Consider the following 11,952-nt stretch of genomic DNA (forward strand, 5'->3'; position numbering starts at 1 on the left):
CGGACCAGGGCAGCCAGTACACCAGCGAGCAGTTTCAGCGGTTGCTGACGGATAACGGCATTCAGTGCAGCATGAGCCGATCTGGAAACGTCTGGGACAACGCGGCGATGGAGAGCTTCTTCTCGTCGCTCAAGACCGAACGCACCTCTCACAAGCACTACCGCTGGCGAGATGAAGCCCGGGCGGACGTCTTTGACTACATCGAGCGATTCTATAACCCGCAACGTCGGCATTCGACGCTTGGCTATATCAGCCCGGCGACCTATGAGAAACTGCGAAGCGCTTAACCCGGTGTCCGGGAAACTGGGGGAATCTCAAGGCGGCCCAGAGCAGCCGGTGGCGAAAGACCGGTTTCGGGTATCGTATACCAACGCCCTCAACTCGGACGGTACGCATGGCTTTGAAGTGTCCAGGCTCGCACGTAGCACAGTGCCCATCATGAAATGGTGGCACGGAGCACTCTTGGCTCTGGCCGTAATAGTGGCCATCTATGGCATTCTCAGCTATGCAGCCTATAAAGCAGGAAAGAACTGCAATGAAAAGCCCAATTTAATGGGCTGTCCATAGCAGCGTTTTCTGTTTCGGTCCACTCCGGCCGCCCGCCAGTGGCGGCTTTCAGGTAGCCTAGCTTTGTGAAATGCAGCATTCCCGAAGTGGCGGCAGTACACGCAGGTCTGACTATGGCCCATGCCGCCGCTGTGGCCTCAGTTTTGGAGCCTGGCCAATTGATCTGCCCATTTGTTGTTGTGTCCAAGGGCCAGAATAGACAGTCCATAGACTTTGAGGCCGAAACGCAGGATCAAGCGGTGGATCGGGCCTGGGCAAGCTTGGACGAATACCGAGGATACGTTGATCTGTGGGCAATGGCTCGTGAGGGGCTTGTGGCCGGTACTAACGGCAAGGACGATGTGCTTGTCGTGTGTGTATGGACCCACGGCATGCAAGACGCCGCAGTGTTCACACAGCGCTTTCGCCCCGCCGTGCAAAGCTTTGGTCTTGTCGGACCCGTTGAACTTCAAGAAAGCATTGGCGAAGATGAACTCGGGTTAATAAAGGGCTGGTTCGCACAGGGAATCGAGTCGCATCCAAAGGGAGCCATGTGGGCGGATTGGCAGGAGAAGGCAGAAGCGGGCCAGTAGTCGATTGGCGGCATCTGTAGCAGTTCGGGCCGTTCCAGACAGCCGCAAGCGGCAGCTATAGGGAACCTGTTACTGCTTCGCCTCGCGTTAGCAGTCGATCAGATTAAGGTGAGTCATGCCAAAGTCGCATTCTTCTCTTTCCCCTCGAACCAATATTTTGCTCATCGTCTGTTGGGCGCTTGTTGCAGTAGTTCTGTTGATTTCAGTTCCTGCAAGTGCCCGTATTCCATTGGGTATCGCTGGGGCCCTTCTGGGAGCAGCAGGCGGACTAATGCAGCACCTAAGCATTTCGCAAGCGGCCGGCAATTTCACAGGAACGACGTCTCTCTTGGATGTCCGGCGTGCCTTCAAGAGCACGCCTTGGGGAAGTCGCTACATCAAATTTCTCTACGTGTGCAAAACCCTGCTCGTTGTTCTAGCAGTTGCGCTGTGTGGACCTCTTTCCGTTCAAACCGCATTTGGATATCTCGCAGCATATTTCTCGCTCATGTTCGTAAGGGAAATGGTTACGCTCCGAGACACCCTTGCTTTGGCGCGCCTGCCGACCTCAGAGGTCGGGCCTCAATAGAGCGTTGACCGTTTATCTGTCCGCTTTTCGGCAGCGAGTCTCAGATGCCGACTGACCACTGCTGGCACATACCGGCCTGTCGTCGAACGCGGCTTTGCGGCGGGAACCGACATCCCGACGCTCATTCGGAAAAAAGCGGGAGCGGGGCAGGGTGCCTTCGACTCCCCCGTTATCGTGGCCCGGGATGGCGGTTGCGTGCCATCGCTATGCGCCCCTGAAGTTGCCCCGCTCGCGACAGCGCCGGAACCTCTGCAATAGCGGCTCGTAGGCAAGGTCCTCCACGGGGCCCGCACTCACCCATTCGATCGCCAGGGTGTCCAACCGGGTTTCATCAACCCTGAGACCCTGGCCCATGCTCTGCGCCAAACGTTGCAGCTGATATTCGCGACGCAACGGTTGATCCTCAGGCGGCGTCGGCGTCTCTGTCAGTATTTCGGCCTGGATGCAGAGCATCTTCAGCGCTACCTCATTCGCCGCGAGATCTGTGGAACGCTCCGGGGCGAGCCCCTTTTTCACGGCGTCGAGTCCACCCTTGGGCCATCGCTGGGCCGAGCCAATGCAGGCTTCGGCGGTGTTCTTCAAAATGTCGAGCTGCGCCGTGTCCAGGCCGCGCGTCGCGGCGAGCCTGTAGGCGCGCACATGGTTGGCGGCTTCGAACAGATCGTCCCAGCCGCGCTCGACGTCACGCGCGCGTTGGCGCGCAAATGACTCCTTGCAGCGATCCAGGCCCTGGTCGAATCTGTTGCGAAGCTCGCGTGTATCGGCACGGGGAAACTCGCCGAGCGCCTCGAAAGCACTCCGCAATTCGGCCATTGCGCCGGCCTGCGCGAGCAACTCGGCGCCTTCGAGAGCGGCGATCTGGTCGAGCCGTTCGCACAAGGCAAGTGCCTGCGTCTTGTTGTTCTCCAGCCCGGCTGTGTAGGCGTCAGACTCCTGCTGGCGCTTCTGGAACACGGCATCGCAGTGCTGGCGGAAGTCCCCCCAGAGGCGTTGATCCACTTCGCGCGGCACAGGGCCTACGGTCTGCCACTGCTGTTGCAGCTGCTTGACCGCGTCGATTGCCTTGCGGCTATCGTCGCTCGCCAGCAACTGTCGGGTGCGCTCGATCAGCGACTCCTTCTGCTTCACGTTGCGGGCATACTCGGCATCCAGCCGGCCCTGCAGACGCTCAGTGAGAGCCGCGAATGCCTCCTGCTGCTGCTTGCCGGCCTGGCGGTCCACGGGCGAGCAGTTGCGCCATTCGGCTTTCGTCTCCCGCAAGGCCTTGATGACAGCACGCCAGTCGGCTTGCTCCCAGTTGTGCCCCGCCTCGAAAGCAGTCAGCTCGGCGAGCAAGGCATCGCGACGCTTCAGATTGTCCTCGCGGACGAGCGCCTGGGCGGCAAAGTACTCCTTGCACGGCTGATACGCCCGTTGAGCGGCTTGCTGAAAGCGTTGCCAATCGGCTTCGAGAGCCTCGCCGGCGCCCTTGCTCAGCGTGCGCCACTCATCCTGAAGACTCTTGATCCTGTCGGCGAGCGCCAGCGGATCGAGCGTCGCCTCGACGAGCAGCTCCATCTCCTGGATCAGTTCCGCGCGCTTCGGCGTCACGGAAAAACTCTTCCAGTCCTTCAACGCGTCGAGCTGCTTGTCGAGGGATTCGATCTGGCCGGCCAGGTTGGCCGGCAGAGGCGGAGCGCCCGCCAGCTTCTCCGCGATGGTCCGTCGCACCCCGGCAGCGCGGGAGGTGCTGCCGTCGCTCAGCGCGGCACGCGCCTTCCGGATCAATTCGCCGATCTGGCGAGCAGCCTGCTGCTCGGCCTGCTGCTGCTCAGTCAGTGCACGGTTCTGCTCCCCGGCAAGCCGCGCCTGCTCGGCCGCGGCCGCGGCGGTTGCCTGCGCCTGCTCCTCGCGCAGGCGTCTTGCCTGCGCGGCCGCGTCTGCGGCAGCCTGCTCTCGCGATGCCTGGGCCGCTATCTGGCGCAGGTGCCCGGCAACGGTCTCCCGTGAGCGGTCGACCCACTGCCGGACCCTGCCGCGCAACTCCGGATCAGCCTGCTCCGCCACCGCTTGCCAGCGACTCTCGAATTGGTCCAGCCTCTGGCTGAACAAGGCATCGTACGGGCGCTGGCTGTGGCGCTCGAGCGCTCCCGCCGCCTCATCGATCCTGGCGCGCAGCTGCTCCAGCTCGCGGGCCTGCTCGAGCAGGGCGTCGCGCTTGGCTGTCAGTACCTTGTAGACATTCTTGTCATTGCCCCCGCGGACATCGCGGATGAGTTGCCGCAGCACGTCCGGATCTTCGATTGCCCCAGCCGCCGCCTGGCGAATCTTGGTCGATGTACCCGCAACCACCAGCCGGGCCACCGCCTGGACATCCCGGGCATCCATGGCCGCCCGCAAAGCGCTCTCCTCGGCAGCAGCGATCAGCGCGCGATCGGCCGCACTCGGCCTGGGAGGCCCCTTCTCGTTCTGCTGGGACGGCGCCGGTTGCAGCGCTGAAGCCGGAACCGGCGATCGCGTTGGCGCCTTGCGAAACAAGCGCGAAAACAAAGACATTGTTGACCTGCACGGCACTTGGAGCCACGTATTCTACATGCGCTGGAAGACCCGCATCGTTTGCTTTTTTCATGACCTTTGAGCCGGCCGGCCGCGAGCGGCTGAAAGGAGACCAACGACATCCCCCTTATCGCCGATTCGCAAGGGATATCTGCTTTCGGGGGCTCAAACTCCTTTGGAATAGACCAAGGCAGGTTCAACCCGCGGATGCCACCCAGACTCGTATCAGGCCCTCCCAATGGCGGACTATTTCTTGACTCTGGTATCACCAAATTAGACTTTGGTTAATCGGGCGCGGTGGCAAGTCCGCGGTAAGTTGGGCAATGTTCACCGGGTCGATTGGAACGGGGCGGCATCGGCGTCGAGCCCGCTTCGAGCCAGGAGCCATGGGTGTTTCAGACTCAGCCGTGCACCGCTCGCCTGACGCTTCCTTTCTTTGACGGTTCTTGCCCGCAACGCTCCTATTGTCAGGCGTGCCATGAACCATGACCCAGATCACCACGGCTCGGAACCTGCCCTCGTCGGGACCCAGGGGGCACCTGGAGGAAGTCGCTCGACTGGCATCCGACTGGGTTGCCCGCCACTGCAAAGTGGCGGCCAACCGAGGCTGAATGCGACCAACGGGCTCGTGAAGTCCGCGATTCAGCCCATGCCGACACAGATGCCTGCGCACCTGCGCAGGGTCATCGTCAATTGCCCCTGTCCGGCTCTACCCCAGGCACCGGTCGAGATTCATGGCTGCGATTGATTTGTGTCAATGCACGTTGATGGCCTCACATTTAGGTTGGCGGGACCCTACAGGATGGAGAACACACTATGCGCCATCTCCTTATCGCCTTGACGCTGCTGCTTTGCGCATCAGGCTCGGTCCAAGCTCAAGTCAGCATCAACATTGGCATCAACATCCCGGTCTATCCGCATTTCGTCCAGGTACCGGGCTATCCTGTCTACTACGCCCCACAGGCCGATTCAAACTACTTCTTTTTCGACGGAATGTACTGGGTGTACCAGGACGATACCTGGTATGCGAGCAGTTGGTACAACGGGCCATGGCAAATGGTTGGTCCGGAGGAAGTTCCGCTGTTCGTGCTGCGGATCCCGGTGCGCTACTATCGTCAGCCTCCGATGTATTTCCGTGGCTGGCGGGAGGACGAGCCGCCGCGGTGGGGTGAGCACTGGGGCCACGACTGGGAAGACCGTCGGCGCGGATGGAACCGATGGGACCGTCATTCCGTCCCGCGTCCAGCACCCTTGCCGATCTATCAGCGGCAGTATTCCGGCGATCGTTATCCTCGCGAGGCCGAACAACAGCGATCGATTCAAGCTCAGAATTACCGCTACCATCCGCGCGAGGCTGTAACACGGCGACAGTTTCAGCAGCAGGGTCAGCAAGACCAGCAGCGTCAGCAGGAGAGACAGCAGCAGGGTCAGCAGCGCGAACAGCAGCAAAGGCAGCGGCAAGGTCAGCAGGACCAGCAGCGTCAACAGCAGCAAAGGCAGGACCAGCAGCGCCAGCAGGAGAGGCTGCAGGGTCAGCAGGATCAGCAGCGCCAGCAGCAGCGTCAGCAGCAACAGGATCAGCAGAACCAGCAGCGTCAACAGCAGCAAAGGCAGAACCAGCAGCGTCAGCAGGAGAGGCCGCAGGGTCAGCAGGACCAACAGCGTCAGCAGCAGCGGCAACAACCACGCGACCAGCAGGGCCAACATCAGCAGGACCAGCAGCGTCAACAACAGCAACAGGGTCGGCAGCAGCAGGGGCAGCGACAGAGTCAGCAGGACCAGCAGCACGCGCCACCACGCGACGACCGTGCGCACTGATCTGAGACCATCCGGAATATCGGCTCAACTTGCGCAGTGGGGGCGTGCTGCTCGGCAACTTATTCGTTGCCTTCGCGGCGTTGTGCGCTTCTGAATGCGCTTCACCGGCATTCGCGCAACCGGCCAACAGTCGCCCCTTTGACTTTGCGGGAGGCACCTTCCGTTTCGACAATGAAATGGCCTGGACGTATCAGAATGGCTCGAGCGGCGCGGCGGCGCTGGACCAGATCGGCGCTGCACGTTCGCCGGCGATGTCGCGTCGTCGAACTACCCGGTCTTCAAAGGCCCGGCGACCTTGTAGAAATTGAGGATGGCGCCGGTCGGCATGGCTTTCGTGCGGATGAGCTCGAATGAGCGTGCCGGAGTTCCCTCCCCAAAGCAGCGTTTGCCCCTGCCCAACACCACCGGATAGACGATCAGCAAGACTTCGTCCACAAGCCCCTGTTCGAGCAGCGTCGGTATCAGTGTGGAGCTGCCCCACAGGACAAGGTCCGGGCCATCCTGCGACTTGATGCGGCGGACGCCCTCGACGAGGTCCGGTGCCAAGCCCTCGAACGGGCCCCACTCAAGACTTTCCGGACGGTGGGTCGCGACATATTTTGTTGCCGCGTTGAGGCCGTCCGCCATCGGACTGACCGGCGCCTTGGGCCAGAAGCCCGACCAGCCATCGTAGGTGCGGCGGCCAAGCAGCAGATCGAAGCGCGCGCCGTGTGCGGCGAGGAGTTCCTCCCGGCCGGCGGGGCTGCGATAGGGCGCGGTCCAGTCGCCGTGGGGGAAATCGCCGTCTTCATCCGAGGTCTGGAGGATGCCGTCCAGAGAGACGTGCTCCATGATTTTGAGCGTTCTCATTCGAGTCTCCGTGGCCGGGGCTGGCGTTTCTATTCTGTTGGCATGGCGAGGAACTCGCGCACCTCGACCGGCGCGCGGCAGGCGACCACGGCTTTGCGTCCCCATGCCACGGCCTCATCCATATTGGCCGCGTCGAGTATCCAGAAGCCGCCGATGTGTTCCTTGGTCTCGATGTACGGCCCATCGGTGACGACCACCTCTCCGCCGAGCTGCTGGCGCAGTGATTTCGCGCGGGGCGCCGCTTGCAGTCCGCCGGCGAAGAACCTGGCGCCGGCGGCCTCCATCTCTTCGTTGAGCAGATCGATATCGCGGACCATGGTCTCGCCCTCCGTGGAGGGGTCATAGTTGTCGGGGTGGTGAATGGCAACCAGGTATTGCGGCATGTCATCTCCTGAAATGGTCTTCAGCCGGTCCAATTGTCCCGCCTTCACTATGACGACGAACGGCGCAACCGGAATTCGACAAGTCGTCCGGAAAAATTTTAGTTCTTGTGCTTGAGGGGCGGTGTTGTACGCCTTGCGTGGCCTGCCCGAAAGCCGCGGGCCACCAGCGGCTGCCGCGGGCTGAAACCGGCCCCGCAACTCCCCGGTTACCGAATAGGCGCAGCGGTTCGCCCCCGGGTCGGGCAGGCCGCCAGCAGATCGGTCAGCGCCATGAAACAGGGAAGGCGGAGGGCAAAAAGGAGGCGCCTCACCGGCCTGTCCGTGCCTATGATCTGGATCAATTCACCGGCGGGTCTTTTGCGGCAATCTCGAGCCATCCCTACACGGCCCGGCCCCATCATGAATAGCAGCGTTACACCGTCCAGGCAGCGAGCCGGTTCGCTGTATGAAAGCATTGGCGGACACACCGGAGTTACGGTCCTGGTGGAAAATTTCTACCAGCGCGTGCTGCAGGATCCCGCCCTGGCGCAGTTCTTCAAGCACACCAGCATGGACCGCCTGCACCGCATGCAGGTCGAGTTTTTCGCCGTTGCGCTCGACGGGCCGACGACATACGGCGGCACCGCGATCAGCCACGCCCATCAGGGGCTGAAGATCACGCTGCCGGATTTCCAGCGCTTTGTGCAGCACTTGTTCGATACCCTGTCCGATTTCGACCTCAGTGAAGACGAGCGTTACAGCATCGTCCAGCGCATCAACAAATACGCGAACGAAATCACCGGCGCGCCGGGCGGCTATTGAAGCGCCGTTTGCCGCCCGGAGCGGGCAGGCGGGCCAGGACCAATGAGCTTCGACCCCGACATCAGTGTGATGGCCTTGGTGCAGATCCTGCAGCGGCTGCGATTCGTCCAGACACTGCGCGTCGATATGCCGTCTCTGGAGAAGGCCTGGCTGAGCACCGGCCTGCGACAGTCGGATCTGCCCGTATCCATCAAGGACCTGGAGGCCGCCGGATTCATCACGCTTCGCGGTGAGGGGGCGGGCATGTACCTCGTGCCGGGAGCGCGCCACGCGCATCGGCGGAAGCGGGAGTCGCCCCCCGACTTCGAACACCTGTCATGGATGGACGGCGCAACCTTGTACTGGATCAAGCTGCGAAGAAGAGGCAAGGACGTCGGAGTCCGCAGGCGCAGGACCGACCAGATCCAGCGGCGGATTTAGGCTGGCCTGGCCCGGGGAGTGTGAACGGATTTCTACGGAGGCTGAATTGTTGGAAAACGTACAGAAATCGCGGGTATGACACGGGCATGATGTACGCGCACTTCGACATATCGAGCCGAGAACATAGCACCGGCCACCGCGAATCCCGCACGACTCGCATGGTTGTTTACGCAGCACACACCGAACCCTGAGCTTTGCCCCGCCTAGGCGGGGCTATTTTTTTGCGGCAGGCCGATGGCGTGGCTGTGCGTGCCCTGCTTGACGGCATCGGCTTGATCGACTGCCGGGCACGGCGGCTTGACCGGTCGCCCGGGGCGCATGATCAGATTGACAGGCCGCCGGAATCGGAGGCTGTAAAGCGCTTTCCTCCAGCGTCACCAGATCGGTATGGCCGAACCCCTTGCTGTAGTCGAGCACCGAGATCACTGTCGGCTCAACCCGGAAGAGGCAGATGTCTTCGGGCCTGGGCTTGGGCAGCGGCCATTCCGAGTACTCCGGGTATTTGCCCGGCAGCAGATCCAGCAGGCGCCCGACCTCGGCGGGATCGGCCACGCGCCGCGCCCGCGCCGCCATGGACAGGCCGGTAATCGCCATCAGGTCGGCGCTGTCATGGTCTATGGTCAGGGAAACGCGATCGTCCAGGGCGAGATTCCGCGCCTTCTGGCTTTGCGTGCCGCACAGGAAATACAGGGTGAGGCCTTCGCTGACGTAACCCACCGTCGTGGCCTGCGGCCAGCCATCCGGCCGCAGCGTCGCCAGCGTCATGATCCTGTGCTGCTTGAGCAACTCGTCGATTTTCTGCCGGATTGCAGGGTCCATGGTCATCTCTCATGGCCGCAGCGGCGCAGCGTCCGCACGGCGGCCGTGACGGCGGGATGGTTCATCGATCCGCACCGCCTTCGAAGGGCGCGGCTTCCGCCGCGCCCTTGCCGCCGCAGGTGCCGCAGGCTTCAGCCGATCGGCATAAGTGCGGTTTCGATGGTGTGGTCTTCGACAGCCTTTACGCCCGGCACGTTCTCCGCGGCCACGCGCAGGGCGCGCCGTTCCTGCTCCGACAGCACATAGCCCCACAGGTGAACCACACCGTTCTGCACCACCACGTTGGGGGAGTTGGCGCCGGCCCACCGCTTGCCGCGCAGCTCGGCCAGCAGCAGGGTGCGGATCGAGTTGTCGCCATCGGCCGTGGCCGGCTTGCGCGTATCGATGACCGTCGCCAGCGCCTGGATCAGGTTGGCGCGGCTGACGATGCCCACCGGCTTGCCCTTGCGCAGCACCGGCACGCGCTTTATGTGGCGGCTCTCCAGCAGTTCGGCGATCTCGCTGATCGGCGTCGACTCCTCCACCGAGATCACCTCGGCGGTCATCAGATCACCCACCTTTTGCGCGTGCGACTTGACGTACTCCGCGGCAAGATTCTGGTTGGAGGCGATGAACTCCAGCCACGACGAACGGCGGCGCTCGGTGCCGATCTCCGCGCGTCGCAGCAGATCACCTTCGCTGATGATGCCCACCATCTTGCCGCTGCCGTCGATGACGGGTGCGGCGCTGATGCCGCGGTCGATGAATAGCTTCGCTACCTGCGCCACCGTCGCGTTGACGTCGATGGTGATTACTTCGTCGGTCATGACATCCAGGGCACGCATGGGCTTCTCCGCAGTTACTGTCCCTCCACTCTGATCGCCGCATTGCGCCATCGCTTTGATCTGGGTCAATGCCGGCGGGATCGGGCGTGGATGCTGCCGCGTATCCGACCCGGGAAAGTGGAAGCCGTGGATGAAAGCGCGCCGGTCGACCAGAGCGCCCATTCCTCATCCGTCAGCGAATAGGCGCGGTGTGGCGGCCCGCCAGCCGGGTCTGGCACGCGTGCCGGCACGCCGCGATGGACGGTCGGCTATATGTGGGTTGCGGAGTCCCGGCGGGATACGCCCGAGTTACTTGCCCGCAGGCGGCTCCCACAGCTCCACCTTGTTCCCCTCGGGGTCCATGACCCAGCCGAACTTGCCGTACTCCGATTCATCTGTTTTATCCAGCACATTGCACCCTTCGGCACGGAGCGCGGCCAGGAGCGCATGCAGGTCGGCCACGCGGTAGTTCACCATGAACGATGAAGTGCTCGGGGCGAAGTTCTCGCCATTGCCGACGGACCAGGCGGTGGTTCCGCCGGTGGGCTTGCCCGAAGCATCCGTCCAGCGAAACGCCGTCCCGCCCCATACCTGGACGTCGATGCCAAGGTGGTTCTTGTACCAGGCCCGCAACGTCGCCGGATCCTTTGCCTTGATGAAGATGCCGCCGATACCTGTGACTCTGCTCATGGTCGTCTTCCCCGTGTGACTGTCTGAAGGTTTGCTCGAATCCGCTGTGGTGGCGTCCGCGTGGGCCAGTGCCGGCAGGATGGAAAGCACCATTGCACCGGCAAATCGTCTGTACCGCATGTGAACCCCCCCTTTTGGACAATGAAACAGCATCTTGTGGGCCAGCGCGCTCATGAGCGGCGCGGGAGCACGCTTCACCATCATGGACCAAACAGCATGGCAATTCTGGCAGAAAGCAGCTTCAGGTTCCCGACCGGCCCGCCGCCTCGGCGGCCCATGCCCGCGTGGCATGACAGACTGCCATGGCCCGCTTGTAGGCTGCGCGTCCGCTGGTGCGGGCCACATAGGCCTGCTCCGCCTCGGCGAGGGCGTAGACGCCGGTTCTTTGGGCGAACTCCAGGGCGTAAGTCACCGCGATATCGGCTGCCGTGAAAGCATCACCCGCAAGATAGGGCGAGCGCGCGAGCTGCCGGGTCACCAGGCCCAGCCGGCTCTTGAAAACTTCCAGCGCCTTGCGGGCGCCCCAATTCGGCCGCCCGGCCTCGGCCGCGGGATTGCGTCCGACGACAGCAATGTAGAGCGGGACGGCGAGGCCGGCCTCGGCGAGATGAAGAAACTGCTGGTACGCGGGGAAGGCGGGATCGTGCGAGGCCGGCGCAAGCGGCGTCGGCCCATGGCGGGCCATCAGATATTCCATGATCGCCACCGACTCCACCATCGTCACCTCGCCATCCCGGATCGCGGGAATGAACCCGGCGGGGTTGATGGCCAGAAACTCCGCGTCATTCTCGACCCCGGCCAGCAGGTCCACCGGCCTGAGCTGGTACGCGAGCCCCATCTCCTCCAGCAGCCAGACCACCCGGAACCCTCTCCCTTCGCCGTAAACGGTGATCATGTCAGCGACTCCCCTTTGCGCTGCTGATGTGTCGGTGAAGCTTAACGCACAGTTTCAGGCGCCGGCCAAAGGCCGGTCGCCTGGGAATGAAAGCTACATGACGCTTTACGAACTCTCACAGAAAGCCGCCCATACTCGATTTATTGAGTCTTGCATAAATAGTTGAAGCACTACAGTGGCAGCTCAGCTTGGGTCCAAAAGGCAGTGACAAGGGTGGATCGTCGCTGCATGG

At 62.6% G+C, this 11,952-nt stretch carries 11 protein-coding genes and 1 pseudogene; 4 read left to right on the top strand and 8 right to left on the bottom strand.

Annotation, left to right across the window (positions count from 1 at the left end; all coding sequences use genetic code 11):
• Nucleotides 1–287: integrase core domain-containing protein (locus BP26_RS0122090; RefSeq protein WP_029922729.1), on the top strand; the 287-nt coding region annotated here is incomplete at its 5' end.
• A 393-nt stretch (nucleotides 288–680) separates the two neighbouring features.
• Complete coding sequence (locus BP26_RS0122095; protein ID WP_029922730.1) at nucleotides 681–1,139, top strand: hypothetical protein; 459 nt, start codon at nucleotides 681–683, stop codon at nucleotides 1,137–1,139.
• A 772-nt stretch (nucleotides 1,140–1,911) separates the two neighbouring features.
• Here the strand turns inward: BP26_RS0122095 and BP26_RS0122100 are convergent.
• From BP26_RS0122100 to BP26_RS0122115, 4 genes are all read right to left on the bottom strand, one after another.
• On the bottom strand, nucleotides 1,912–4,242 hold the full coding sequence (locus BP26_RS0122100) for a DUF349 domain-containing protein (protein ID WP_084183330.1): 2,331 nt from the start codon (nucleotides 4,240–4,242) through the stop codon (nucleotides 1,912–1,914).
• A 969-nt stretch (nucleotides 4,243–5,211) separates the two neighbouring features.
• Nucleotides 5,212–6,057 carry a hypothetical protein gene (locus BP26_RS29800; RefSeq protein WP_157572696.1) on the bottom strand — a complete coding sequence of 282 codons (846 nt, stop codon included), beginning with the start codon at nucleotides 6,055–6,057 and terminating at the stop codon, nucleotides 5,212–5,214.
• Between the two features lie 270 nt (nucleotides 6,058–6,327).
• Entirely contained in the window at nucleotides 6,328–6,909 is a 582-nt protein-coding gene (locus tag BP26_RS0122110; protein WP_029922733.1) for a dihydrofolate reductase family protein, read from the bottom strand.
• 29 nt (nucleotides 6,910–6,938) lie between these two features.
• Nucleotides 6,939–7,292 carry a YciI family protein gene (locus BP26_RS0122115; protein ID WP_029922734.1) on the bottom strand — a complete coding sequence of 118 codons (354 nt, stop codon included), beginning with the start codon at nucleotides 7,290–7,292 and terminating at the stop codon, nucleotides 6,939–6,941.
• A 327-nt stretch (nucleotides 7,293–7,619) separates the two neighbouring features.
• Between BP26_RS0122115 and BP26_RS28935 the strand changes: the two genes are divergently transcribed.
• Nucleotides 7,620–8,093, top strand: a complete 474-nt coding sequence (locus BP26_RS28935; protein WP_169740764.1) for a group I truncated hemoglobin — start codon at nucleotides 7,620–7,622, stop codon at nucleotides 8,091–8,093.
• A gap of 42 nt (nucleotides 8,094–8,135) precedes the next feature.
• On the top strand, nucleotides 8,136–8,513 hold the full coding sequence (locus BP26_RS0122125; protein ID WP_029922736.1) for a hypothetical protein: 378 nt from the start codon (nucleotides 8,136–8,138) through the stop codon (nucleotides 8,511–8,513).
• 372 nt (nucleotides 8,514–8,885) lie between these two features.
• Here BP26_RS0122125 and BP26_RS0122130 read toward each other — a convergent pair.
• The 4 genes and pseudogenes from BP26_RS0122130 to BP26_RS0122145 all read right to left on the bottom strand — a co-directional run.
• Nucleotides 8,886–9,332 (bottom strand): annotated as a pseudogene (locus BP26_RS0122130) (pyridoxamine 5'-phosphate oxidase family protein); the annotation flags it as partial.
• 131 nt (nucleotides 9,333–9,463) lie between these two features.
• Entirely contained in the window at nucleotides 9,464–10,156 is a 693-nt protein-coding gene (locus tag BP26_RS0122135; protein ID WP_029922738.1) for a CBS domain-containing protein, read from the bottom strand.
• 288 nt (nucleotides 10,157–10,444) lie between these two features.
• Nucleotides 10,445–10,825: a VOC family protein gene (locus BP26_RS0122140; protein WP_029922739.1), complete on the bottom strand. Its 381-nt coding sequence runs from the start codon at nucleotides 10,823–10,825 to the stop codon at nucleotides 10,445–10,447.
• Between the two features lie 241 nt (nucleotides 10,826–11,066).
• On the bottom strand, nucleotides 11,067–11,720 hold the full coding sequence (locus tag BP26_RS0122145; protein ID WP_029922740.1) for a glutathione S-transferase family protein: 654 nt from the start codon (nucleotides 11,718–11,720) through the stop codon (nucleotides 11,067–11,069).
• Nucleotides 11,721–11,952: the final 232 nt, after the last annotated feature.

It is taken from the genome of Nevskia soli DSM 19509, assembly GCF_000711955.1.
Classification (GTDB): Bacteria; Pseudomonadota; Gammaproteobacteria; order Nevskiales; family Nevskiaceae; genus Nevskia; species Nevskia soli.

Excerpts from the sequence above, each read along its gene's own strand:
- BP26_RS0122110 (WP_029922733.1), bottom strand. The coding sequence starts at position 6,909 with ATGAGAACGCTCAAAATCATGGAGCACGTCTCTCTGGACGGCATCCTC.
- BP26_RS0122135 (WP_029922738.1), bottom strand. The coding sequence starts at position 10,156 with ATGCGTGCCCTGGATGTCATGACCGACGAAGTAATCACCATCGACGTC.
- BP26_RS0122145 (WP_029922740.1), bottom strand. The coding sequence starts at position 11,720 with ATGATCACCGTTTACGGCGAAGGGAGAGGGTTCCGGGTGGTCTGGCTG.
- BP26_RS0122100 (WP_084183330.1), bottom strand. The coding sequence starts at position 4,242 with ATGTCTTTGTTTTCGCGCTTGTTTCGCAAGGCGCCAACGCGATCGCCG.
- BP26_RS0122095 (WP_029922730.1), top strand. The coding sequence starts at position 681 with ATGGCCCATGCCGCCGCTGTGGCCTCAGTTTTGGAGCCTGGCCAATTG.
- BP26_RS0122140 (WP_029922739.1), bottom strand. The coding sequence starts at position 10,825 with ATGAGCAGAGTCACAGGTATCGGCGGCATCTTCATCAAGGCAAAGGAT.
- BP26_RS0122125 (WP_029922736.1), top strand. The coding sequence starts at position 8,136 with ATGAGCTTCGACCCCGACATCAGTGTGATGGCCTTGGTGCAGATCCTG.
- BP26_RS28935 (WP_169740764.1), top strand. The coding sequence starts at position 7,620 with ATGATCTGGATCAATTCACCGGCGGGTCTTTTGCGGCAATCTCGAGCC.
- BP26_RS0122115 (WP_029922734.1), bottom strand. The coding sequence starts at position 7,292 with ATGCCGCAATACCTGGTTGCCATTCACCACCCCGACAACTATGACCCC.